This window comes from Leptotrichia sp. oral taxon 223 (assembly GCF_013394795.1).
Lineage (GTDB): Bacteria > Fusobacteriota > Fusobacteriia > Fusobacteriales > Leptotrichiaceae > Leptotrichia.
Genome location: NZ_JABXYU010000001.1, coordinates 523,680 through 548,654 on the forward strand (window position 1 = coordinate 523,680; position 24,975 = coordinate 548,654).

Here is a 24,975-nt window from a genome sequence, read left to right on the forward strand (position 1 = left end):
ATTTTTTATTTATATATATTCGATCGGCAAAACAAGAATATCTTCTGATAGGTAAACTTTATTATCATATTGACATATGATTACTCCTGTCCCAATTTCCTTATCTACTTTTCTTTTGAGAACCGAAAAATTCTTTGCCATCTCTTTATTAGGCGATGCGCTCATTTTAATTTCAATAGGATATATTTTTTCTGCTTCTTCTATTATCAAATCTATTTCTTTTTTATCCTTATCTCTATAAAAATATAGTGGCGGATTTATAATACCAGCATTTAGATAACTTTTTATTATTTCTGATACTACAAATGTTTCAAATATATTTCCTGCTTTTGCACCATTTGCAAGTGTTTCAGGAGTTGGCCATTTTGTAAGATATGCCAGCAATCCTATATCCATAAAATATATTTTTGGCGTTTTTATAACCCTTTTTAAATGATTATTAAAATATGGTTCCACTAAATAAATTATTCTTGAAGTTCTCAATACAGATACCCATCTTTTTACTGTTTCATTACTTACTCCAACTTCATTAGCTACTGCTCCATAATTCAGCAATTCTCCACTTCTTGATGCTAAACTTATCATAAATTTCAAAAATTTGCTTTCATCAGATATATTTATTAAATCCCTTACGTCTCTTTCAATATATGTCTGTACATATGATGAATAGAAAAATTCCCATTTCTTTCTATCATTAAATACAAGTTCAGGCATATATCCTCTATGAATTCTTTGCCATAAATTCGTATATTCTGTTATATTTTTTTCCCTCTCAGAAATATATTCTTCATTAGGAATAAAAGGCTTATTAAACTCTATATCAAACTGTTCTCTTAAGCTTATTCCCTGAAGTTCTAGAATCCCTACTCTTCCTGCCAGAGTTTCAGAAACATTTTTCATAAGGACAAAAGCTTGCGAACCTGTCATCAGATACATCCCGTCTTCTCTATTTTCATCAACTTTCATTTTCAAATAAGGAAATATTGATGGTGCATATTGTACTTCATCTATTATCAATTTTTCAGGATTATTCTTTAAAAATAATCTTGGATCATTGACTATCTGTTCTTTTAAAATAGGATCATCTAATGAAAAATATTTGTATTCTGGCTGAAATAATTCCTTAAAAAGCGTACTTTTACCAACTTGTCTTGGCCCAGTAAGCAGTAATATCGGAAATTGTTCCTTATATTCATTAATAACCTGTTCTATTGAACGTCTATAATATTTCATCTCTTTCTCTCTTTCGGCTAATTCAATATTCAATCTTATATTAGCCGAAATTATCAAAAAAGTCAAGAAAAACAACACTTCTTTTATCAACTTTTTTAGTAAATCAGTAAAAATATACTGTATAAAGTTGTAAAAAAACTTTAAATTTATCTATTCTTGTCACAAATTCAGCAAAAGTGTTTTGTAATGAACATGGCGGAAGAATTGTATTAAAATTTCTTACATATTTTAAACTTGTATTTTTTATTGTACTTTTTGTAGAATTTTGTTCTAGTTCATAAATAACTTTTTTATTTTTCAACAAATAATAAATGAATATTTTGTTTATATCCTTTTTTAAATCAATAAAACATACACTCTTTCCTAAAACTATCCTTTCATTATTATAGAAAGCTAGTCTTCCTAGTGTTCCATTAATTGATAAGAATACTGTATTTATTGATATTTCTTTAAAATACTTTTTATACTCTACTTTATTTACAAATTTTGTATTCTCTTGAATTACTATTTTACCTTCTGTCAAATTATTTCCATTAATAAACGGTATTGATCCATTAATATCGTATTTTGGTGTTCCGTGTAATCCATCTCCAATTTTATTAGTAATTTCTCCTAATTTTTTTACTTCCCATCCCTTATCATTCTTAATCGGATCTCCAAACATCTCTACAAATCGGGATTTTTAGATTTTAACCCTTACGGAAAATAAAACGGGCTATTCTCCTGAAGTATGTTCTATAACATTATAGTTTAATGCAAAGTGTAGCTATATAGTCATTTCCATAACGTGATAATCTATGTCTTTTGTCACACGATTCATAAAAATCTATCATAGCGAGACCATTTTTAAGTTGTCCTCTAATCTGAGTTTCTAAGGTATGGCTAAATTCATATCCATATTCTGGTTTTATGGTTATCTTGCCTTCCTCTTCAAGCTCTTTTGAATTAAAAGGTATTGAAAACTTTAAAAGTAATTCCTCATCGGGTTTGTCCCATACAATGTCAGCATCATACATGTATATCCAAGGATTCATAAATCCAACCATTAACAATCCACCCTTTTTCAATACTCGAGAGGCTTCTTTATATATGTTTTCTAAATCTTCTACATATACATTTGAAACTGGATTAAAAATAATATCAAAAGTTTCATTTTCAAATGGAAATGGTTTTGTCATATCGCCTTGAACTGTGTTGATTTTTAAGCCTTCTCTTTTAGCAACCATATCATCTCTTTGTAATTGTGATTTAGAAAAATCCATTATGGTTACATCATAACCTTTTATAGCAAAAACTGCTCCCTGCTGTCCACCACCACAAGCTAAACCTAATATCTTTTTTCCGTTTGCTTTTTCAAACCATTCTTTTGGAACTTTTTTCCCAACAGTTAATGCAACAGAAATTGGATTATTTCTAACTTCTTCTAATTCTTCATGTGTCAATGGCTCAGTATAGTCATTTTTTACATTATTCCATCTATCTTCATTTAATTTTATATAATTGTTCATCTTATAATCTCCTCGTAATTTTATACTATTTCGATTTAAGTTGAATATGTTGCCATTACATTTTTCTCACCTCTACAAATTCTGATTTATCAAACTAGTTTATCATTGTTTAAAAAATTTTTGCATCAAAGAATCATACAAATTTTCCATTTCTTTTAACGATTTTTCGGCTTCAAACTTTAATTTATCCGTTTTCTCTACAAATTGTGAAAATTCATTTTGGAGCGAAAGCGGAGGAACTATAAAATCTTTTTTCCCTAACTCTTTTGCTGTGATTGCCATTTTTATTCCGCTACCTTGAGACATATACAATATTTTTTTCATATGTTTCTCTAACATTTTTTCAAAGAATATAACATTATAAACTTCATTATTTAACCTAATTTTCATTATAGAAGGATGCATTATTTCAAATTTAGCATTGTATGGAATTCTATAAATTTCTCCAACTGTTCCCCTATAACTCATTATTATATCTCCTGGATATACTGTAAATCTTTTTAATTCTTCATATTTTTTCTTATCTACATACCGATTTAATGTATCTATTGTTTTTCTTATTGCATGCTTCTGTTCATATACAATACAAAATCCTTTTTCCTTAGAAACAAAACATTCATTTTTTAAACTACTTCCAAATGGACCAATAAACATTTCTTTAACATTTTCATTTAATTTTTTCTTCTTAAATTTTAAATTTTTTTGTCTTAAAAAAATAAAAAATGTATTCAGGAAGTTTTTTTTTCACGTCAGGTCTTAAACAAATTAAATTCATTCCATGTATTACTTTTTTATCTAAATTTTCTACTATCGCTGTTTTACCTAAATGTTTTTGACTATTAATATGCAACATTAGAATATCTCCATTTTTTAAATAATATTCTTTATAATTTTCATCATAAATATTAGCAAAGCCTAACTTTGAGAAATTTAAATATTCATTTGAAATCGATTCTATTCTAGTTATTGGTATGCCATCACCATCAAATTGCTTTATCGAAACTCCATTACGTATAAATAAAAAATAATTTTCTAACGTTTTTTCCATCTATTTCACCAACTTTTCAAGTTCTTCCAAACCTAATGTTATCTCTTTTTCTAGTTCTTTTATTTTTCCAATAATAACTTCAGGCTTTTCATAAACAATTTCTTCATATTCTATTTCCTTGTATTTGTTTATTGATAAATCATAGTCATTTTCAATGATTTCTTCTTTTGGAACTAAGAAAGACTTTTCGGTTCTTTTTCTATCGGCTTCGTTTTCTAAGTTTGAAAATCTATTGATAATATCATCTATATCGTTGTCTTCTATTTTTGTTCTTTTATCATCCAATGAATATCCATCTGCCTGCATATCATAGAACCATACCTTGTCTGTTCCTCCAACACCTATTTTCGTAAATAATAATACAGCTGTACTTACTCCTGCGTATGGTTTAAATACTCCACTTGGCATCGATATTATTCCTTGCAAAATGTGATTTTCAATAATTTCTTTTCTTAATTGCTTATGAGCATTACTGGCACCAAATAAAACTCCATCAGGTACGATAACAGCACATCTTCCACCATTTTTTAAAATTCTTATCATTAATGCCAAAAATAATAATTCTGTTTTTTTAGTTTTTGTTATTTTTAATATATCATCAGCAACTGATTCTGCATCTAATGAACCTTTAAAAGGCGGATTAGCAAGGACTAAGGTGTATTTTTCCTTATCTGTATTTGATTTTGCAAGTGAATCTTTATAATCTATATCTGGATTTTCTATGTCATGCAACATCATATTCATTGTACCTATTCTAAGCATAGTTGTATCCATATCATTTCCATAAAACATGTTATTTTGATAATGATTTTTCAACTCTTCAGAATTAAAAATTTCATTATGATTTTCTTTCAAATATTCACCAGCTCCAACTAAAAATCCAGAAGTTCCACAAGCAGGATCAATTATCATATCAGTAGGCACTGGTTTTACAAGTTTTACCATCATGTCAATAATATGTCTAGGAGTTCTAAACTGTCCATTTGTTCCAGAAGTAGCCAATTTAGATAACAAATATTCATATAAATTACCTTTTATATCCCCTTCTAAAGCCAAATCTTCAATTCCTGTAACAATTTTTTCAAGCATTTGTGGAGTTGGTATTTGAAATATCGCATCTTTCATGTATCTTGAAAATGATGAACTGTTATCCCCATTTAAGTTTTTAATAAACAGAAATACTTCATTTACTACGGTATCATACATTTTTTGTGCTTATAATTCTTTAAAATTACTCCATCTAAGGTTTTGCTGTTCTTCATTAAAAAATTTTTTAGGCTCTATTCCTAAAAGAACCGCATCTCTTTCAGCTCTTAATTGCTTATCATCCAATAATTTTATAAATATCAAATATGTAAACTGTTCTATTACAGACAAAGGATTTGTTATTCCTCCTGTCCAAAATATTTCCCATATTTTATCAATTTTATTTTTCAGTTCTCCTGTTATTATCATATTTTTTCCTCTCTATTTTTTTATTATCATTATCTGTTATCGTAACAACAATATTACCCTTATCAATGTCCTAAATTCATCATTAATGGAAAATCTCCCACTTCCAACTATTTTATACTGCTCCTTTATTTCATCAGTCAAAATACGGTTCTCAATTTCTTTCAAATCAATCCCCAGAACTCTTTCTAATGTAACGTAGCATTGCGTGTTCCGAAACAATTACCTTGTTTCCTTCCTTTAATTTTTTTAACTCTTCTTTTAATTGCCATCAAACCCGACTTTTTTTATATAAAAGCAATTTAAATACATTTAAAAAATATAAAAACTATACTAAATTTTAAAATAGTATAGCTTTATACAAACATTATTACTTATTCATACTATTGTATTCTTTTACAAGCTCGTTAAATGATTTGATAACGTTTTCTGGCGACCCTGTTTCATTTTCCAAGAAGAACTGATCTCTTAATGAAAATTCAGATATTGGTTTTTTTGCTTCAATTCTTTCCACAAGACTAGCCAGACTTGCTTTAAACCCGTCAGCTTCATCTATAAAACTGCTTAACTGATAATCTTTATAACCTTCTTTTTTCATTTGTTTTTCATCTTTTACAGATTTATTAAATTCTGCTACCACATTAATCAATTTTTCCTGTAAACCCTTAAATTTGCCAGCATCTCCAGAAACTACATTTGCCCCAGTTAATTTTTGTCTGCTAATTTCATTTAGCACTTCTTCTCCCACGCTCAAAATCATCATTCTGTTATACGCAATTGCTCTTCCTTCTTTTTGCAGTTGCTTAGCTTCCTTTTCCCTTTGCTCAACTATTTTTTTATCCATTTCTGTTCTAAATGCCAAAACTGCTACATCATATTTTTTTAGAATTTCTAAAAATTTTGTATGAAATTCCTGAGCTTTCTTGTAATTGTCACTTGTATAGTCTTTTCCAGAATAATAAGAATTCATATCATCTGCTAATGGTTTCAATTCTTTAAATACTGCAAGTAAATTTTCCGAAGCCTTGTCAAGTTCTGCCATTTTAGGTTTTGCCGGTATTGCTTTTTCCAATTCTGTTATAATATTCTTAACATCGTAAAAATCTGCATCTACACTTCCATCTGGCTTTTTAAATTGAGCTTCTGCCCCAACTTCTTTAAAATAAGAATTAGCTGTCTTCTCAAAGCTATGCAATTTATTATAAATTTCAATATACAAATTATATTTTTCAACTTCATTAACTTTCTTATTTGTTCCCCCAATATTTTTTAAGTCAGGCCCTTTATCCTTACCATTTCCTTTTTTTCCACACGAAATTACAAGTAACAGCATCAATAACGTTACTAATACTTTTGTTTTTTTCATTCTTATCAACTCTCTTTCTTTAATTTATTTTTTCTAAAAAAATCAAAAATTTTTATATTTTAATTTTTAATAATTATAAAATTTATTATTTGTAAGGTGTACTTTTCTCTGCAATTTCCATCTGCACTGAAATATCCTCTTCCTCATAATTAAAAATCCTCTCAATCCTATCTTTCAAAATTTTCAGATATTTATTTCTGTATTCTTCATTCTGTCGCATTTTATTAACTTCACATTCCCAAATCGTAATAACGCTAATATCCAGCTCAAAAAGTTTCTCACGAACCTCAACATCCCGCTCCACATTCCTCCTAAACTTCTCTTTCCAAAATTCCTTATGTGTCTTAGGAAAAGTAGCAATTTTACAATCCTTATGCCTATGCCAAAAGCATCCATTCACAAATATCGCAGTATTATATTTCAAAATAAAAATATCAGGCGTTCCTGGAAGCTGTGAATAATTAACCCTGTATCTATATCCCATTTTATAAAGCAATTTCCGAATATAAATCTCAGGCTTAGTGTTTTTAGATTTTATTCTTGCCATGTTCTGGCTTCTTGTAAGAGGTTTTTTCTTTTTCATTTTTTATTCCTAATGAGCTTTTATTATTTTCAAATTTTTTATGAATTATTTATTTCTTTAAACGTTTTTCCTTCTTCATTTTTCCATACATCCCAACCATTTATACTATAACCCAAAACAAATTTTGCTGCAGAACTAATACTAGGAAATAACATATCTTTTTCTAAAATATTATTTTTTACTTTTTCTCTAAGTTTAATTAAATTTGAACTTAGAGAATTTTTTATTTCTTTACTTATCTTACTTCCTTTTAAAAGAACAAAACCTTCTGAACTTTGTATACATTTTGCTTCTACTTTTGAATTTTTCAAATAAAGAATTTCTTTTTCATAATTATGATTATTAATTTCAATCTCATTTAATGGTTTAAATACTTTATACCCTAATACACCTATTATTATTTTTGCATAATCTATATATTCCTCTAATTCACTTTCTTTTTCTTCGGTAATGTTCCCAGGATTAGTTGAATTTGAATTTTTAGTAGCATACCTTTTAGATTTTTTAGCCAACTCATAAAAATGATGTTCCAAATATCCTATTTCTGTTTGCCCAAAAGAATGATTTGAAGTAGTAAAAACAACTGCTTCTCTCCAATATTCTTTCCATTCTTCATTTTTTATATTTCTATTATGTTCTTGAAGCCTATCTAAAATACCTTCTCCATTATTTCTCGAACCTGCTTTTCCTATGTAAACAAAATCTTCATTGTCATCAGATACACCAAATAAAAAATATACACCACTTTGTTTTAATTCTTTTCTATCCTTGCATTTCTCTAATTCAATTCTTGGAATTTTATATGCTACTCCTGTCCAATTTGATAAAGTACATTTTATTCTTCCATTAGAATCACCATCCATAAGAAATACATTTATATTTTTTCCTCTTTTTTTCATTAAACCCTCAATTCCTCCCTATCCTCCACAATCTCATCCTTATATCTATCTAAAATCGGATTAATCTCATTTTTCACAAAATCCTCAGTCTGCTGCCCAGCAAATCCAGTATAATTAGCAGAAACCAAGATTCCTTCCATATCTTCTGCTTTAAGTCCTAATCTGCCGTCTTTTATAATTCTGTCAATTAATCTGTTAGGCTTCCCATTCAATTTAATTTCCTTTGTTTCTTCCATCGAAAGTTCTCTTATGATTTCATGAACTTCTTGTCTATCCATCCCTTTTTTTACTGATTCCATAATGATGTTTTCAGTTGCCATAAAAGGTAGCTCTCTCTGGATGTTTGTTTCAATTACTTTTGGATAAACAACAACTCCATCCATAATGTTAAGCCAAATAATTAAAATTGCATCCACTGCTAAAAATGCCTGTGGAATTGAAAGTCTTTTACTTGCCGAATCGTCTAGCGTTCTTTCAAACCATTGTGTTGCAAAAACTAACGCACCTGTTTGTGAGCTTGAAATTACGTATTTAGCAAGTGATGAAATTCTTTCACTTCTCATCGGATTTCTCTTGTAAGCCATCGCACTTGAACCAATTTGATTTTTTTCAAACGGTTCTTCCAATTCTTTCAAATGTTGTAGCAATCTAAAATCATTTGTAAATTTATGTGAAGATTGAGCAATATTTGACAATAAATTCAAAATTTGTGCGTCCACTTTTCTATCGTAAGTTTGCCCTGAAACGCCTTGTTTTTTATCAAATCCAGCTTTTTTCGTAACCAGTTCATCTAGTTGCTTTACTTTTTCAAAATCTCCTTCGAATAAGTCTTTAAAACTAGCCTGAGTCCCAGTAGTCCCTTTAACTCCTCTAAATCTCAAGTGCTCTAATCTAAATTCCAATTCCTCAAAATCAAGAAGCAAAGAATGAAGCCACAATGTCGCCCTTTTTCCAACAGTTGTAAGCTGTGCTGCTTGGAAATGTGTAAATCCTAAAGTTGGCAAATCTTTATATTCCAATGCAAAATCTCTCATTTTTTCAATTAAGACAAGCATCCTTTTTCTAATGACTAAAAGCCCTTCCTTAATTTGAATCAAATCAGTATTATCCCCAACATACGCACTTGTCGCTCCCAAGTGAATAATTTTTCTCGCATTTTTCGCCTGTTCCCCATAAGTATGCACATGAGCCATCACATCGTGTCTTAATTTTTTCTCAAATTTTGCCGCGACTTCAAAATCCACATCATCCTTAAATTTTTTAAGTTCTGCAATCTGCTCATCTGTAATAAAATCAAGCCCCAGTTCCTTCTCAGCCTCAGCCAAATTTATCCACAATTTTCTCCAAGTTCTAAACTTAAACTCAGGCGAAAAAATGTGTAACATCTCCTTACTAGAATATCTTTCCGCCAACGGATTTGAATATATACTCATATCTGCCATTTTTAATTCCTCCTACTTAATCTTACTTACCTTTCTCTATAAATTTATACTCTGAACCTAAATCCCAATTAAATTCAGTCCCTAATTTATCCCAATCATAATTTTTATTTTTTATTTTTGAGTTTTTATGATAACAATTTTCACAACATGTTATTATTTGAAATTCAGAAGAATATGATAAAATTCCTAAAACTAAAAATGATATAATTAACATTTTATTCATAATTCTCCTTCATATACACAAATTTTACTTTTTTAATCAACTTTGACAACTTTAAAAATTTTTAATTTTTCTAATTCTTTCAAATACTTATCAGAAAGTTTTTCATCTTTTTTCCTGATTTGCATCGTTGCACTCACTAACGTTTTTATTATTACCTCATCTTTTGAAATAACATTTTTATAATTTTCGTCTTTGATTGTTTCTAAAAATATATTTAATATTTCTTCATATTTTTCTTGTGAGTACCCTGATAAAAAAGTTCTTTCTGCTAAATTTCTTCTCCTATAATCTTCCATTTCATCTTTTGGAATGAATGGTAATTCTTTTTTCTGCTTAATATCCATTTCTATTGCTTTTTTCCCATATTCAAATGAATTTTTAAAATCCTTTTTGTAAAAATACGCAGATGAAATTCCATAATAAGCCCAATAATTAGTACTTACATTTTTTAAATTACTCTTTAAAATTCTATTATACAGCTCTATTGCTTCATCGTATTTTGAATTTTTCAAATAAATCATACCGATATTAAGATATTCTGCCATATATTTGTCAGATAATTTTTTCGTAGAAGAAAATTCATTTACTGCCTTTTTATATCCTTCAATAAATTCATTATCTACTTTAAGTTGCTTCAAATTTTTTATTTCACTATTAATATCTGCAAATACATTTATTGAAATTAAAAATACGATTGAAATTAAAACTTTTTTCATTTCTCATTCCTTTCTTGACAAAAGATTATAAAATTAAAAAATTAATTATCCCAAATATAAATTACTCCATCTTTAAAATAAATTTTCTTTACCCAATCTTGATTTTCAGTAAATTTAACATCAAACGGCTTATATCTAATTCCTTTCTCTCTTTCATTAGTTTCGTCTAAAAGTCCAATTACGTGTATTTCTTCATCACTTTCAATAAAATTTCTTATCATTTTGGTAGAAACTATTTTACTTATCATAATTTTTGGCTTTTTACCATTTACTTGAAAATCTTTTTCTGTGTATACTTTTTTATTTTTTCCAGTCGCTTTAAAATTCTCATATTCCAATTCTATTTTATTTCCATCAGTTTTTGATAATCCTTGTCCGACTAATTTTAAAGTAATTGTATCAAAAAGAATAGAAGAATTTACATTATCTTGAGATTTACTTGCTTTTTCCCCTTCCAATTCTTCTAAGTCTTCTCTTGCAGATTCTATTCCATTTTCCAAAGCTTTTTTATACCATTTTTTAGCCTCTTCAATTTTTCCATTTTTTTTATAAAAACTTGCCAAATTATACATACTTCCAATATATCCTTTTTCAATGGCTTTTAAATGGGTTTCCTCTGCTTTTTTTGTTTCTCCTAATTCATTGTAAACTAAACCTAAATTTACAAGAATCCCATCATTCTCATTATTTCTTAAAGCCTTCAGATAATACTCCTTAGCTTTCTTATAATCTTTTAATTCCTGATAAACAAACCCTAACATTCTTATAGAATTTTGATGATTTTGTTCTTCTCCTTTTAAATAATATTTTTCTGCCTTTTTTAAATTTTTATATTTAGGCTCATAAAAATATAAATTGGCTAAATTATAATATCCTTTAATATCTCCATTTTCTCCAGCTTTTAAATAAGTTTCTATTGCTTTTTCAATTTTTCCATTTTCAGAATAAAGAAGTGCCAAATTATTGTATGATTGTGTTTCTCCTTTGCTTATTGCTAACAAATAATATTTTTCAGCTTGGGAAAAATTTTTTTCAATTCTATAAACTTCAGCTAAATTAAATAAAGCAACTGTTCCACCTTTATCTATTGATTTTTGAAAATATTTTTTGGCTTCTGAATAATCTCTCTTTAAATAATATAAATTTCCCAAATCATTTAAAGCTATTAAATTTCCTTTATCTATTGCAGATAAATAAAGTTTTTCAGCATTTTTAAAATCTTTTTGATAAAAAAGTTCCCTTGCTCGTTCCGCTTCTTCATCGCCATTTTGAGCCATAGCAAAGCAGGATAAAAATAATACACTAATAAAGAATAGTATTTTTTTCATAATTTCCTCCAACTTTCAAAAATTACTTCACAAACTCTCCCAAATCATATCTATAAATATTCTGACTTCTTTCAGGCCCCACCGAAATCATTGAAACACGACATTTTAATTTCTTTTCAATATATTCAACATATTTTTTACAATTTTCTGGCAAATCTTTGTAATTTTTTATTTGAGTAATATCTTCATTCCATCCGTCCAATTCTTCATAAATTATTTTCAAGTCTTTAGATTTTCTCAAGTTTCCAGGATATGAATAACAAACTTTTCCATCAATTTCATAACCAACTGCAACTTTAATTTTTTCAAATCCAGTCAACACATCTAATTTTGTCAATACAATGTCTGTCAAGCCATCAATTAACACTGCATATTTCCCAATTACCAAGTCAAGCCATCCACATCGTCTAGGACGCCCAGTTGTCGCACCAAATTCGTGTCCAACTTTTCTTAAAGTTTCTCCATCTTCATTTTCCAATTCTGTAGGGAAAGGTCCTTCTCCAACTCTTGTTGTGTAGGCTTTCATAACTCCTAACACTCTTGAGATTTTTGTCGGTGCAACCCCAGTTCCAACTGTTACTCCTCCAGATGTTGGTGATGATGAAGTTACGTAAGGGTAAGTTCCGTAGTCGATGTCAAGCATTAACGCTTGTGCTCCTTCAAAAAGCACCACTTTTCCAGCTTCAATCCCTTCGTTAATTTCCACAACCGCATCAATTATTCTAAATTTGATTTTTTCAGAAAGTTTCATAAATTTTTCGTAAAGTTTTTCCAAATCAAAAGTTCCTTTACCATATCTAACCAGCATATCATTTTTTTCATTTACGTTCCAAGTAAGTTTATCCTTAAATCTTTCAGGCTCCAGCAAATCTCCGATTCTAATCCCATTTCTTGCGATTTTGTCAATGTAGCAAGGCCCAATTCCTCTTTGAGTAGTCCCAATTTTGTTTTCTCCCATAGCTTCTTCTTTCGCTTTGTCAATTTCAATATGATAAGGCATTATAATATGGGCTCTTTCGTCAATGTAAAGATTATCCAGTTTTTTCCCTCTTTTTTCCAGCTCATCTATTTCCTGTAGCAGTACCTCAATATCAACAACAACCCCAGCCCCAATTATACATTTTCCAGCTGAATTAATAATTCCAGACGGCAGCAGATGCAAAATAAACTTCTCATCATTTACAACAACCGTATGCCCAGCATTATTCCCACCTTGAAACCTAACTACATAATCTGCTTTTGGAGACAGTACATCGATTATTTTACCTTTTCCTTCATCTCCCCACTGCGTTCCCACAATCACAAAAGTATTATTTCCCATATTCCATTCCTCCCAAATTTTTAGAATTTTCTTATTCTCTTTAAAAACTGAACCGTAAAAACTTAAAAAATCTACCTTACTGAAATTTTATCTTTTACTATTTATTTTACTATATTTATTAGTTTTTTTCAATTAATTTGAAACTTTTATGAGAAAAGAATTTTTACAAAAAAATAGAAGTTATCTTATTTTTCCAAAATAACTTCTATTAATCAATTTCCATTTACTTTTTAGCGTTTATTTCTTTCCCTTAAAGTAGTCAAGTACTTCTAATAAATTATTAAATCTCTTATAAACCAGCTTTTCAATTTCCTCAGTTGGTTTTAACTTATCCGGCACCATAATCGGAAATGCCCCAGCTGCGTGCGCTGCCCTTATTCCGTTGAACGAATCTTCAAATACGACTGTTTTTTCAGGAGATACTCCAGCTTTTTTGGCACTTATTAAAAATACTTCCGGATTGGGTTTACCGTGAACGACATCTTCCGCAGTTATCAAATGGGAAAAATATTTTTTTACATCCTTTCCTTCTGTTAATGCTTCTGCCAGATGTAAATCCGATGAAGTTGCTAAAATCATCTGTTTATTATTCTTCTTCAAAAATTCAAGCAATTCCAATGCACCAAGTTTTAGTGGAACTTCACCTTTTAGAGCTTTTTCCAGTATATAATTTTTAACCGTCCCCATCATTTCATCATACGGGAAATCTTGTCCTAGTGCTTCCTTGAATAACATTCTTGCTTTGTCATTTGTAACACCTGTTGTTTTTTCCACAATGTCCTTTGTTATTGTATAGCCCTTTTCTTTAGCCACTTCACGTCCATATTCCACATAAATAGTTTCTGTATCGAACAGCAAGCCGTCCATATCAAACAAAAATAACTCTATTTCATCAAAAAATTTTTTCCCCATTGATTTACTCCTTGTCTAATAATATTTTTTTATCTCTATCTAAAACTTTAATTCTTTTTCTTTTTTTCAAATTCTCAAAATTTGTAACTCTGTAAAACTGATTTCAAAAATTATAGCTATTTAATTCAAACTTTAAATTTATTCAATATCTTTTAATATAAATTAAAAAAAATATTCACTAAAAATATAGCAGCCTTATTTGAAAGACTGCTAAAATTCTAAGTTGTACTTTTATTTTCTATTTCGTTTTTAAAAATCATTTTTATTTTTTAATCCAAGGCATAAGTTTTCTTAATTCAGCCCCAACTTTTTCTACTGGATGATTTGCAAATTCTGCTCTTTTTTCTTTTAAGAATGGTTGTCCCGCTTTTGAGTCAGCCAGGAAGTCATTTGCGAATTTTCCTGATTGGATGTCAGCTAATATTTGTTTCATAGCTTCTTTTGTTTCTTTTGTAATGATTTTTGGCCCTGTGATGTAATCTCCATATTCAGCAGTGTTTGAAATTGAATTTCTCATTGTTGCCAGTCCACCTTCGTAAATCAAGTCTACGATAAGCTTCATTTCGTGCAGGCATTCAAAGTAAGCATTTACAGGATCGTATCCAGCTTCTGTCAACACTTCAAATCCTACTTTCATAAGTTCTACTACTCCACCACATAGTACAGCCTGTTCACCAAATAAATCTGTTTCTGTTTCTTGCTTGAATGTAGTTTCAAGAATTCCCGATCTTCCTCCGCCAATAGCTGATGCCCACGCTTTAGCAATTTCCATTGTATCTCCCTTAGCATCTTGGTACACGGCTACTAGACAAGGTACTCCGCTTCCTTCTTGGAACGTTCTTCTTACCAAGTGTCCAGGCCCTTTTGGTGCAACCATGAATACGCTTATATCTTTTCTTGGAACAATTTTTTTGAAATGAATGTTAAATCCGTGTCCAAATGCGATGTAAGCCCCTTCTTTCAAGTTTGGTGCAATATCAGCCGCATATACATCAGCCTGAATTTCATCTGGAATCAAAATCATAACTATATCCGCACCTTTTACAGCGTCTGCAGTTTCTTTTACTGTAAATCCTGCTTCAGTAGCTTCATCCCAAGATTTTGAACCTTTTCTAAGTCCAACAGTTACATCAAATCCACCTTCTCTTAAATTTAGAGAGTGTGCATGCCCTTGCGAACCATACCCTAATACAGTAATTTTTTTACCTTCCAATTTACTCAAATCACAGTCAGCATCATAATAAACTGTTGTTCCTAAAATATTTCCTGCCATTTTTTATCCTCCTAAATTTTATATGTATATATTATACACTTTTTAAAAATATTTGCAAATATTTCTTTTTAATGCAACGATATATTTCATATATCTTTGAATCATTTGCCTTTTTATATAAATCGAAAAATAGATTATAAAATTTTATTTTCTATTTAATAATTTTTAATATATTATCAATAATATGTTATTATCAAAAAAAGGAAAAATTTTTACTGAGCATTTACATACGCATCCTTCACTTTACACGCCTTTACATCTCCCGAATTTAGAACAGCCCTAAACTCCCATTTTTTATTTTTGTCAATGGAATCAGTGCTGTCTACAGCATCTCCGACTTTTGTTCCTTTTTTGTCAAAGCAAGGGATTTCAATAGTAACATTTTCCTTTCTGCTTCCACTATTTGTCAAAACTCCTGTTACAATTGTCGTATTCCCATCATTTTCAACTTTCGCCTTAGAAAATTTATACTTAACACCTTTTGCATTAATTTCTCCATCATTTCCGCCAATTATCCCGCCGATAATATTTCCAGTTGTCTTAATTACTGCTCCTGTAACAGTTCCAGCCGCTTTAATCGTTCCACCAGCAATACTTCCTGCCGCTCCAACAACTCCGCAAGATGAAAGAATTAAAGCCGTTCCCATTATCATTACTATTTTTTTCATAATTTGTAAATCCTTTCAATATTTTTTATGCTTACAATACCGTAAAATTATATTTGTCCTATTCATTTTTATCTAAAAAAATTAAATAAATTTCAATTTTAGTAGCATAATTCAACTATCTGTATTTAATCATAAAATATTTTATTGTAATGCTCGCATATTTTAAGTATTCTAACATTAAAATTATATATTTCTATTTTTTTATAAATATTTTTTGCTTTAAAACTTACAAATATTTACTGGCTTCTCTAATGCTTAATTTTGCCATATTCTCTCTATTTTCCTTAATAAAATTTTTTACCCACTCAGGATTAGTCTTGCTATAATCTCTCAATGCCCAACCTATCGCCTTATTGATAAAAAATTCAGCCTGCCCGAGATTATTCTTTAAAATCTTTTCCAGTAATTCAGTATTTGTTTTTTCTTTTCTCAAAAGCTGATGATCAATGGCAATTCTTCTAAGCCAAATATTTTCATCAAGACTCCATTCCAGCAATATTTTATTCACATTTGAATCCTTCAATGCCAAAGCTCCTATTGTCATATCTAAATTATCTATCGTATCCCACCACGACTTTTCCAAGATTAACCGTTTAAACTTCGGAATATCATCTATCGTCAATTTGTCCTTCATATTTTTCAAATAATCAGCTGCAACATACTGAAATTCTCTGTACTCATTTTCCCAGCATTTATTTACAAATTCCCAGTCAATTTTTTCTTCATTTTTGTATTCCTTGAAAAAATTTTTAAATATTTCGCGTCTTTCCGGTGTCTTAATTCCAATATGTTCAAATTTATTGAGCATATATTTTGACATTTTTTGAGCCTGTTCTTCATTTTTATGCTGAATCATTTCTTCATAAAGTTTATTAAAATCCATAAGTTTCCTCTTTTTTCATTTTATTAAAAACATTAATTTCTATTAATTACAAAATTCTAAATTTCTTGAACTATTTTAATCTTGCTTAAAATTTTTTTATTTTTTTAATGCTTATTTTATTTTAAACTTTAATTTATTATGTTTCAAATATAGAATTTTTATAAATCTACAATTCCTTTTCATGTATCAATTTATGTTCTTTGCTATTTATATAATCTTTATGTTTATGATTATGCTTTTTCTCTGATATAAAATGACTATGCTCATGTTTATGCGTGATAATATGAGTATGTGTTTTTCCATCATGGGTATGAACAATTATGTGAGAATGACTATGACTGTGACGTTTAACCATTGTATCATATACAACAATTACGCTGCCGATTATCATAAAAACAAGACCAATGAAATATACCAAAGTAAGTTTTTCTCCATTTACTATAAATGCTAAAAAAGTTCCTACAAACGGAGCTACAGCATAATATGCACTAGTTTTTGCAGCGCCTAAATCCCTTTGTGCTCTGATATACATAAAAATACTGAGTCCATATGCCACAAATCCAAGTAGCAAAGCAGCTATTATATATTTGATTTCAGGAATTCTTTCTCCCAAAATAAGGGCGACTATAAATGAGCCGCCACCAGAGAAAAAGCCTTTTAGCAAAACAATCTCACAAGTACTTTTATCTGCAATTTTTCTAGTGCAGTTATTTTCAAGTCCCCAACAACATGTTGCCAGTATAACAAACAATGAACCTAATGAAAACTGGAAACTTTCAGCCCCTTCAAACGAAAGAACTATACTTGATATTGTGATAAATCCAATAGCAATCCATAACTTTGATGTTACTTTCTCCTTAAATATCAAAAGAGCAATAAGTGTTGTTGCTACAATTTCAAAATTACCAAGCAGTGAAGCATTTGAAGCTGAACCAATATTTATACCAATCATCAGGAATATAGGTGCCACAATATCAAGAACGATCATTCCAATAGTATAAGGAAGATCTCCCTTATTCAACTTTTCGTATTTATTCTCATCTTTATTACGAAACAAGTACATAATACCTACACCCATTCCAGCTCCCAGATATAGAAAAGATGCCATCAATGTGGGAGGAATCTTATTTAAAAGCACTTTAGAAAACGGTGTATTTATTGCATAAAAAATAGCCGCAAGCAATGCTAAAATTACCGCTATAAATTTTCTGCTTTTATCCATATTTAATAAATCAACTCCTTTTAAATAAATCCTAAATTTATCTCACAATCAGCCAAGGCCTTTCATTTTCCCAAACAATCTTCACATCCAAATCAAACATCTGAGAAAGTAATTTACCAGTCAAAATATCTTTTTTTAGCCCTTTTGCTAAAATTTTTCCATCATAAAGAAGTGCTACATGTGTTACCGATGGCATAATTTCTTCAATCTGATGAGTTACATAAATAAACGGTATCGCATTATCATTTTTGGAATTTTCCTCAAGTACTTTCAAAAAATACTCCCTCGAAGTTATATCAAGTCCTGAGCAAGGCTCGTCTAGTATAAGCAAATCAGGCTCATTCATAAACGCTCTTGCAAGCAATGTCCGTCGTTGCTCTCCTTGCGATAAAGTCCTAAAATGATTATTTTTTATATACGAAATCTTAAAATCCTCAATAATCTTATCCGCCTTTTCCCTATCCTCATCTGTAACTTCATCGTAAATCCCAATTGAATTAAACTTTCCAGAAATTACAACATCTTCCAGTTTTTCGCCATTTAATGTGCTTGAAAAATTATTCAATGTGGAACTCACAAATCCGACTCGATTCTTTATTTTTTTCCAAGAATAATTACCAAATTTATGCCCAAAAACTCTCACTTCTCCAGAAGTTGGAAAAATATAGGCTGGTATCATCCCAAGAAGAGTTGACTTTCCAGAACCATTAAGTCCCAAAAGTACCCAATTCTCACCTTTATTTGTGTGCCAGTCAATTCCTTTCAGTATTTCTCTACCATTACGTTTAAAAGTTACATTTTCATAGTGTAATATTTCTTCCATAAAAAATATCCCTCATTTTCAAAAATTTTAAAAATCTTAAATTCTATTAGCTATTTCAGTCCCCATTTCATCAGTTCCAACCTTTTTCATACCATCTGTATAAATATCAGCCGTTCTAAATCCTGTTTCCAGCACTTCCTCCACAGCTTTTTCTATCGCATCAGCCTCTTTTTGAAGATTAAATGAATATCTTAACATCATTACTGCCGAAAGTATTGTCGCTATTGGGTTTGCAATATTTTTTCCAGCTATATCAGGTGCTGAACCGTGACTTGGTTCATAAAGTCCGACTTTTCCATCTCCAAGACTCGCTGATGGCAGCATTCCAAGTGATCCTGTAAGCATTGAAGCCTCATCTGACAAAATATCCCCAAACATATTTTCAGTCAAAATTACGTCAAATTGTCTAGGATTGGCAATCAGCTGCATTGCGGCATTATCCACATACATATGCGAAACTTCCACTTCTGGATAATCTTTTGAAATTTCTTCCACAACTTTTCTCCACAATTTTGAAGTATCTAAAACATTGTGTTTATCTACGCTCGTAAGTTTTTTATTTCTAAGTTTTGCAATTTCAAACGCTTTTTTCGCAATTCTTTCAATTTCAGGTCTTGTGTAAGGAAGTGTATCAAACGCCTTTTCATCAGAATATTCCCTATGCCCGAAATAAAGCCCTCCCGTAAGTTCCCTTACTATCATCACATCAAGCCCATCTCCAATTATCTCTTCCTTCAAAGGACTTGCACTTTTTAACGATTTAAACAAAATCGCAGGACGCAAATTCGTATAAACTCCAAGTTCCTTCCTAATCGCAAGAAGCCCTCTCTCAGGACGTTTCCCAGGCTCAATATTATCCCATTTAGGCCCACCAATAGCTCCAAGCAAAATAGCATCACTATTTTTACAAGTTTCCACAGTTTCACTTGACAAAGGCACTCCATATTTATCCACAGACTCCCCTCCAAGATACCCCTGAACATACTCAAATTGATGTCCGAACTTCTCTCCAACCTTGTCCAAAACCTTTATCGCCTCAGCCACTATTTCCGGCCCAATTCCATCTCCATTTAATACTGCAATTTTGTAGTTCATTTTATTTGCTCCTTCCTAAATTTTAAAATTTCTGCTTTTTTATAATAATTTAAAATAAATCTGAATGTGTTCCTGTCCTTGACAATATCAAAACCAAAATATTTTTTTCAATTTTATAAATCAAAATCCAGTCAGGCTGAATATGACATTCTCTAAAACCTTTATAATCACCAGTAAGATAATGATCTCTATATTTTTCAGGTAAAGGCTTTTCATTTACTAAATAAAAAAGAACTTCTTCAAATAATTTTTTATCGCATCCTCTTTTTATTGCCCTTTTATAATCTTTCTTGAATTTAACCTGGTATCTGATTTTAAGCATTCAAATCCTCCATCAAATCATCTATACTGTCAAAAGTTTTGCTTAATCCAACACCTTTCTCAACTTCATCCAAAACTTTTCTAGTTTCCTTATTCGGCACTTTCAATTCAAACGGAATCCCTTGCTCCAAAATACACTTCTTCAAAAATAAATTCATAGCCGTACTCATATTAAGCCCCATTTTTTTAAATAATGTTTCCGCTTCCTTTTTCACATTTTCATCAACTCTCGCTGTTACTGTAGCCATTTTTACCACTCCTTTGTAATACTTTTGTTATACAATGTAATTATATTACTAAATGGTGTAAAAATCAATATTTTAATTAACTTTTTCAAAAAAAATTTACTTTTTTCATTTTTTAAAATCTATTAATCTATTTTCTATCAAATAATTTATATTTTCAACTACCCAGTTTTTATTAAATCTATAAAAAATATCAATTCTAAAAGCTTTACTTTCATTATCTAATTTAAAATATAATTTATATCTCATTATTTTTTTTACTAATTTTAAAATCTTTACTTTTTCCCGAGGGATTATTTTCCTCATTTTACCTATATTTGAAAGTTGTATTCCTGAAGGTATTTTTAATGTTACATCACAAGAAAATATTTCTATATTGTCTTTCTTAAACAAAATTATAATACTTTCTCTTAAATCCTCGTTAACATCATAAATAAGTTTTTTATCAAAACGCATTTTTTTTTCAGGAAAAAAACACAAATAATTTCTGTCATACTCAATATTATTTTCATTAAAATAATTTTCTATTATTTTATTCCATTCTTTGATAGTTCGCATAATTTTTATCTCCTAGTCATCTGAAAATTTTTTGCTAAATCCAAGCATACTTCAACTCATAACACTTTCTATAATAATTCCCTTTAACTGAACTTTCAAGATTTTTATTTCTTCTAAAATTTCGTTTGCAATTTTTTTTGTAAAACTGATAAGATCTCTTACACCAGCCACTCCTTCTCCAGCTGACCAATTCTCCATTTTTTACAAATACATCAAATGGTAAATCTTTTGAACTTATTTTAGAAAGTTTTTCTTTTTCTCGCTTTTTATACTCAATTCCTTTTGACCACATAGACGCCTCCTTTTTTTCAGATTATATCAAAAACTTGAAATTTATTTTCTAACTCGTATCTTCTACCTTTACATCCACAATTTTTCATTTTCAATCAAATTTCTAAAATTAAATTATCTGCTATTTAACAATATTTTTTGAAATTTTTTCCAAATCCTCTGCTGTAAACTGAATATTAGTTTTCGCCCCTGTATCAGCTAAGATTTTCTGTGCAATCATTGTTGTCAATGGATAAATGATGTTAAAATGGTTTCCACCAGTTATTTCATATGATTTAAATGGAAGTTGATATTTATCTGCAACTTTTTGCATAACTCTATAAACTGGCTGACTGTCATCTTTTCCCTCAAAATGAAATGTTGGAGCTGTGATTGAACGCATATATCTTAATGATGAACGAACCGCTATTTCTCTAGGGTTTGTTCTATCAAATGGAGGATTCATTCCAGCGTAGTCATATTTTTCTAATGACATAAGTTCTGTTGCCGCTCCCATTGCAAAAACTGCTCTAAATCCTTTTGAATATTCACTTAATAAGACTGCTTTTGTCCCACCTGTACTATGCCCAACAAGATAAATTCTATTTGGATCAACATAAGGCAGTGAAGCGACGTACTTCCTAGCTTCTTCTAAATCTTCAATTTCTCCATAAAACATCTCAAATTTACCAGGATTGTTATTTTCAGCACGTGCACTTGGGACAAATAGAACAAATTCATCTCTTTTAAATGCATCTGCTCTTTGATAATTATCTTTTGGAGCCTCTTTTCCCCAGATTTCCATTGTTCCACCAAATCCACCATTTAAATACATTATTACCGGATACTTTTTACCATCATTTTTGGGTGTGATATATCCTTCCATTTCTCCAATTTTGGTTGGATATTTTACTAATTCCACTCCGCTATCTTTAGGTGGTGTAGCCAATTTTCCGTCTGGTTCAAATTCCGACTGCCCTTCAATCAAAGTTGTCTTAAAATTTTTATGTGCTTCTTCCAAAGTTTCACCATATATTTCAACTCCAAAACTATCATCAATTTCTTTACTTTCAATTTTTTTAATATTTTCTGTTTTATCTTGTAAATTTGAATTTTTACTTCCACAAGATACTACAAAAGTTGCTAAAATTAGCAATAAAAGTAATATTTTTTTCATAAAATCACCTTTCTTTTTTTATTTATTGTTCCAATATTCTTCTTTTGTCCACTCTTTCAGCCAATTTTTCAAAGTATCCATTTTCAATCAAGTTATTTCTATTTTGTATCCACCACGCCTTCCCATTGATTTGAGCAAAGTTTATTACTTCTTTTTTTATTTTATCTCCTACCCTTACTACTATTGTCAATTTATAATTTAAAATTCCCTTTTTCAAATCAATTTTTTCTATATCCTCAACATCTATCCTTGTCAAAAATTCTTTAATTCCCCCGAGCATTCCAACTGCAAAAAACAATATCTCATTTTCATTAAATAGTATATAGCACGGTTTCATCCCCGTTTTCATCAATAATCCAATAAGTCCCATCATCAAAAATGAATTCAAATTTCTTTCCCTTTTAATACCATAAATACAATTTTTATCATATTCTATCCCATTTTGCTTGAAATATTCTTCTACTTTCAACTGTTCTTTTGATTTTTCTGCCATCTTTTAAATTTTCCTTTCTAATTTTTATTCTATTATTTCAATAAACAACTTCCTTCTCAACAACATCATTAATCTTTTTAGTCAATTTCCCATCCTCATCATAAAATTCATCATAATATAAGTTTTTCAAAAAGACATATGCAATAAATAGTTTCTATTATATTTTTCACTTATATTTTTTAAATTTTGTGAATTAAGTTGAAATCCCATATAGGATTAACATATTCTTTTTAGATTTTTTATCTACTACATAATGCTATAAAAATATAAATAAAATAGTTATTAAATAGTACCAATCCAAAAAATGTAATGTTTTAAATGTTTTATTTGTATATATATTTAAAAATATATGAGCTTATAAATAATCAATACTAAAAATCAATTTTTTTATACGTATTTTTTACTTTAAATTCCAATTTGACGCAATGTAGATTATCCTCATTTTACATACTACATCTGAAATGCCGTTATCCAAAAACATATTCCGGCTATAAGCGAAAGCGGAGTCATAACATATTTTTCTTTCCTACTTTTTGAAATCATGTTCATAATAGTATTCAAAGATAGATAAGCGGCAAAAAAGAAACAAATATATTTAGTAACCTTAAAAGACAGCCACAAAGAAATAAAACCTCCAGCTTGCAAAATAATTATCATTGCAAAAATTTGGATAGCCACTGAAATGACTGCCATAACTCTAAATTTCTTAGGTAAGATTTTATGTTGTCCACCCATTGTAAATTCGCCCAGAGGCAAACCGCAGGCAACAAGAACTGTCATAATTACTATAACTCCAAATAATACTGCACCTAATATTGAAAACATAAATCAATATTCTCCCTTCGCAAAATACAAAAAATTTCAGTTACAAATTCAAAATTTCTTTCTTTTTTAATTAGTACCATAAACAAAATTTTTATCATACTCTATCCCATTTTGTTTAAAATATTCTTCCATTTTTAATTGTTCTTTCGATTTTTCTGGTCATTTTTAAAATCTTCCTTTTCACAAATTAAGTTATTCAGATTATCTACGTTTCTCCTCATACTTCCTAATCTCATCTTCATGTTCCAATGTCAACCCAATCGAGTCAAGCCCTTTCAATAATCTTTGTTTCCAGCTTTCTTCCAGCTCAAAAACATATTCTTTCCCATTCGCAATCAATTTGTTGTTTTCTAAATCAACTGTTACCTTCGCATCTCCAGGCAATTTTGATAATTCGATTCTGTCTGCTTCTGGCAAAGTTATTGGCAAATGCCCATTGTTTAACCAGTTCATGTAGAAAATTCCTGAATATCCTCCAGCCACAATAACGTGAAAACCATAATCCTGCAATGCCCAAGCCGCATGCTCCCTACTTGAACCACAACCAAAGTTATCTCCTGTAATCAAAATTGTCCCATTTTTGTATTCTGGCTTATTTAAGTTAAAATCCATATTGTCAGACCCATCTTCGTTGTATCTCCACTCATCGAAAACATGTATTCCAAATCCTGTTTTTTCGATACTTTTTAAATATTGTTTCGGAATTAATTGATCCGTATCTATGTTGTCATTCATTATTGGAACGATTGTTCCTTCATATTTTGTAAATGGTTTCATATTTTATTCTCCTTCATTTTTTTGTATAAAAATCCCATTTTTAACTACTTTTTAAAAGGATTTTTCAATTTGTCTTTTATCCCTTTTTTGATTAAATTAAAGACACAATCAAAAATATTGTTTGCTTCAGTTTCACCAATATTTAACTCTTTTACATAACGACTTACAACTTGCTCTTTTCCTTTTTGCCCTATTTCTGAGCAACTTTCAAAAATATTTATAACTTTCTGAGAAAAATTTTCATCATATCCAAATTGTTGTTGCACTTCCTTAATCATTTCATTTTTATTCATTTTATTTACCTCTTTTTATTT

At 29.6% G+C, this 24,975-nt stretch carries 32 protein-coding genes; all 32 read right to left on the reverse strand.

What is annotated here, in order from left to right; genetic code table 11:
• Positions 1-9: 9 nt before the first annotated feature.
• Positions 10-1,233 (reverse strand): ATP-binding protein, encoded by a 1,224-nt coding sequence (locus tag HW275_RS02500; protein WP_178934852.1) that lies wholly within the window; start codon positions 1,231-1,233, stop codon positions 10-12.
• A 103-nt stretch (positions 1,234-1,336) separates the two neighbouring features.
• Entirely contained in the window at positions 1,337-1,897 is a 561-nt protein-coding gene (locus HW275_RS02505) for a restriction endonuclease subunit S (protein WP_178934855.1), read from the reverse strand.
• A 79-nt stretch (positions 1,898-1,976) separates the two neighbouring features.
• Positions 1,977-2,741 carry a class I SAM-dependent methyltransferase gene (locus HW275_RS02510; RefSeq protein ID WP_178934857.1) on the reverse strand — a complete coding sequence of 255 codons (765 nt, stop codon included), beginning with the start codon at positions 2,739-2,741 and terminating at the stop codon, positions 1,977-1,979.
• A 102-nt stretch (positions 2,742-2,843) separates the two neighbouring features.
• Positions 2,844-3,395, reverse strand: coding sequence for a restriction endonuclease subunit S (locus HW275_RS02515; protein WP_178934858.1), 552 nt, complete (start codon positions 3,393-3,395; stop codon positions 2,844-2,846).
• A gap of 31 nt (positions 3,396-3,426) precedes the next feature.
• Positions 3,427-3,789, reverse strand: a complete 363-nt coding sequence (locus HW275_RS02520; protein ID WP_178934860.1) for a restriction endonuclease subunit S — start codon at positions 3,787-3,789, stop codon at positions 3,427-3,429.
• The gene (locus tag HW275_RS02525) at positions 3,790-4,995 is read right to left on the reverse strand and encodes a class I SAM-dependent DNA methyltransferase (RefSeq protein ID WP_255459988.1); all 1,206 of its coding nucleotides are present in this window, start codon (positions 4,993-4,995) and stop codon (positions 3,790-3,792) included. It abuts the gene before it with no gap.
• A 9-nt stretch (positions 4,996-5,004) separates the two neighbouring features.
• A complete protein-coding gene (locus HW275_RS12330) occupies positions 5,005-5,244 on the reverse strand; it encodes a type I restriction-modification system subunit M N-terminal domain-containing protein (RefSeq protein WP_255459989.1) in 240 nt (79 codons plus the stop codon).
• Between the two features lie 36 nt (positions 5,245-5,280).
• On the reverse strand, positions 5,281-5,463 hold the full coding sequence (locus tag HW275_RS02530) for a hypothetical protein (RefSeq protein WP_178934862.1): 183 nt from the start codon (positions 5,461-5,463) through the stop codon (positions 5,281-5,283).
• Positions 5,464-5,611: 148 nt separating this feature from the next.
• Positions 5,612-6,607 carry a YiiG family protein gene (locus tag HW275_RS02535; RefSeq protein WP_146996250.1) on the reverse strand — a complete coding sequence of 332 codons (996 nt, stop codon included), beginning with the start codon at positions 6,605-6,607 and terminating at the stop codon, positions 5,612-5,614.
• 85 nt (positions 6,608-6,692) lie between these two features.
• Positions 6,693-7,190 carry a very short patch repair endonuclease gene (locus HW275_RS02540; protein ID WP_178934864.1) on the reverse strand — a complete coding sequence of 166 codons (498 nt, stop codon included), beginning with the start codon at positions 7,188-7,190 and terminating at the stop codon, positions 6,693-6,695.
• A gap of 38 nt (positions 7,191-7,228) precedes the next feature.
• On the reverse strand, positions 7,229-8,089 hold the full coding sequence (locus tag HW275_RS02545; RefSeq protein WP_178934866.1) for a GIY-YIG nuclease family protein: 861 nt from the start codon (positions 8,087-8,089) through the stop codon (positions 7,229-7,231).
• Entirely contained in the window at positions 8,089-9,531 is a 1,443-nt protein-coding gene (gene purB / locus HW275_RS02550) for an adenylosuccinate lyase (protein ID WP_178934868.1), read from the reverse strand. Before purB ends, HW275_RS02545 begins: the two co-directional genes overlap by 1 nt.
• 22 nt (positions 9,532-9,553) lie before the next feature.
• Positions 9,554-9,754, reverse strand: coding sequence for a hypothetical protein (locus HW275_RS02555; protein WP_178934871.1), 201 nt, complete (start codon positions 9,752-9,754; stop codon positions 9,554-9,556).
• Between the two features lie 32 nt (positions 9,755-9,786).
• Positions 9,787-10,470 (reverse strand): tetratricopeptide repeat protein, encoded by a 684-nt coding sequence (locus HW275_RS02560; protein WP_178934873.1) that lies wholly within the window; start codon positions 10,468-10,470, stop codon positions 9,787-9,789.
• 41 nt (positions 10,471-10,511) lie between these two features.
• A complete protein-coding gene (locus HW275_RS02565) occupies positions 10,512-11,798 on the reverse strand; it encodes a lipopolysaccharide assembly protein LapB (protein WP_178934875.1) in 1,287 nt (428 codons plus the stop codon).
• 22 nt (positions 11,799-11,820) lie between these two features.
• Positions 11,821-13,119 (reverse strand): adenylosuccinate synthase, encoded by a 1,299-nt coding sequence (locus HW275_RS02570; RefSeq protein ID WP_178934877.1) that lies wholly within the window; start codon positions 13,117-13,119, stop codon positions 11,821-11,823.
• 237 nt (positions 13,120-13,356) lie between these two features.
• Positions 13,357-14,031 carry an HAD family phosphatase gene (locus HW275_RS02575; RefSeq protein WP_178934879.1) on the reverse strand — a complete coding sequence of 225 codons (675 nt, stop codon included), beginning with the start codon at positions 14,029-14,031 and terminating at the stop codon, positions 13,357-13,359.
• A gap of 262 nt (positions 14,032-14,293) precedes the next feature.
• Positions 14,294-15,304: a ketol-acid reductoisomerase gene (gene ilvC / locus HW275_RS02580; RefSeq protein ID WP_178934881.1), complete on the reverse strand. Its 1,011-nt coding sequence runs from the start codon at positions 15,302-15,304 to the stop codon at positions 14,294-14,296.
• A gap of 212 nt (positions 15,305-15,516) precedes the next feature.
• The gene (locus tag HW275_RS02585) at positions 15,517-15,972 is read right to left on the reverse strand and encodes an FxLYD domain-containing protein (RefSeq protein WP_178934883.1); all 456 of its coding nucleotides are present in this window, start codon (positions 15,970-15,972) and stop codon (positions 15,517-15,519) included.
• A gap of 226 nt (positions 15,973-16,198) precedes the next feature.
• Complete coding sequence (locus HW275_RS02590) at positions 16,199-16,855, reverse strand: DNA alkylation repair protein (RefSeq protein ID WP_178934885.1); 657 nt, start codon at positions 16,853-16,855, stop codon at positions 16,199-16,201.
• A 166-nt stretch (positions 16,856-17,021) separates the two neighbouring features.
• Positions 17,022-18,077 (reverse strand): DMT family transporter, encoded by a 1,056-nt coding sequence (locus tag HW275_RS02595; protein WP_178934887.1) that lies wholly within the window; start codon positions 18,075-18,077, stop codon positions 17,022-17,024.
• A gap of 37 nt (positions 18,078-18,114) precedes the next feature.
• Positions 18,115-18,900 carry an ABC transporter ATP-binding protein gene (locus HW275_RS02600; protein WP_178934889.1) on the reverse strand — a complete coding sequence of 262 codons (786 nt, stop codon included), beginning with the start codon at positions 18,898-18,900 and terminating at the stop codon, positions 18,115-18,117.
• Between the two features lie 36 nt (positions 18,901-18,936).
• Positions 18,937-19,995, reverse strand: a complete 1,059-nt coding sequence (leuB, locus tag HW275_RS02605; protein ID WP_178934891.1) for a 3-isopropylmalate dehydrogenase — start codon at positions 19,993-19,995, stop codon at positions 18,937-18,939.
• 49 nt (positions 19,996-20,044) lie between these two features.
• Positions 20,045-20,317 carry a type II toxin-antitoxin system YafQ family toxin gene (locus HW275_RS02610; protein ID WP_178934893.1) on the reverse strand — a complete coding sequence of 91 codons (273 nt, stop codon included), beginning with the start codon at positions 20,315-20,317 and terminating at the stop codon, positions 20,045-20,047.
• On the reverse strand, positions 20,310-20,564 hold the full coding sequence (locus HW275_RS02615) for a type II toxin-antitoxin system RelB/DinJ family antitoxin (protein WP_178934894.1): 255 nt from the start codon (positions 20,562-20,564) through the stop codon (positions 20,310-20,312). Before HW275_RS02615 ends, HW275_RS02610 begins: the two co-directional genes overlap by 8 nt.
• 105 nt (positions 20,565-20,669) lie before the next feature.
• Positions 20,670-21,119 (reverse strand): hypothetical protein, encoded by a 450-nt coding sequence (locus HW275_RS02620; RefSeq protein WP_178934896.1) that lies wholly within the window; start codon positions 21,117-21,119, stop codon positions 20,670-20,672.
• Positions 21,120-21,153: 34 nt separating this feature from the next.
• Entirely contained in the window at positions 21,154-21,411 is a 258-nt protein-coding gene (locus HW275_RS02625) for an endonuclease (RefSeq protein ID WP_178934898.1), read from the reverse strand.
• 120 nt (positions 21,412-21,531) lie between these two features.
• Entirely contained in the window at positions 21,532-22,566 is a 1,035-nt protein-coding gene (locus HW275_RS02630; protein ID WP_178934900.1) for a S9 family peptidase, read from the reverse strand.
• Positions 22,567-22,588: 22 nt separating this feature from the next.
• Positions 22,589-23,059, reverse strand: coding sequence for a hypothetical protein (locus tag HW275_RS02635; protein WP_178934903.1), 471 nt, complete (start codon positions 23,057-23,059; stop codon positions 22,589-22,591).
• A gap of 450 nt (positions 23,060-23,509) precedes the next feature.
• On the reverse strand, positions 23,510-23,884 hold the full coding sequence (locus HW275_RS02640; RefSeq protein WP_178934904.1) for a hypothetical protein: 375 nt from the start codon (positions 23,882-23,884) through the stop codon (positions 23,510-23,512).
• A 201-nt stretch (positions 23,885-24,085) separates the two neighbouring features.
• Positions 24,086-24,661 carry a 3-isopropylmalate dehydratase small subunit gene (gene leuD, locus HW275_RS02645; protein WP_178934906.1) on the reverse strand — a complete coding sequence of 192 codons (576 nt, stop codon included), beginning with the start codon at positions 24,659-24,661 and terminating at the stop codon, positions 24,086-24,088.
• A gap of 44 nt (positions 24,662-24,705) precedes the next feature.
• A complete protein-coding gene (locus HW275_RS02650) occupies positions 24,706-24,954 on the reverse strand; it encodes a hypothetical protein (RefSeq protein WP_178934908.1) in 249 nt (82 codons plus the stop codon).
• Positions 24,955-24,975: the final 21 nt, after the last annotated feature.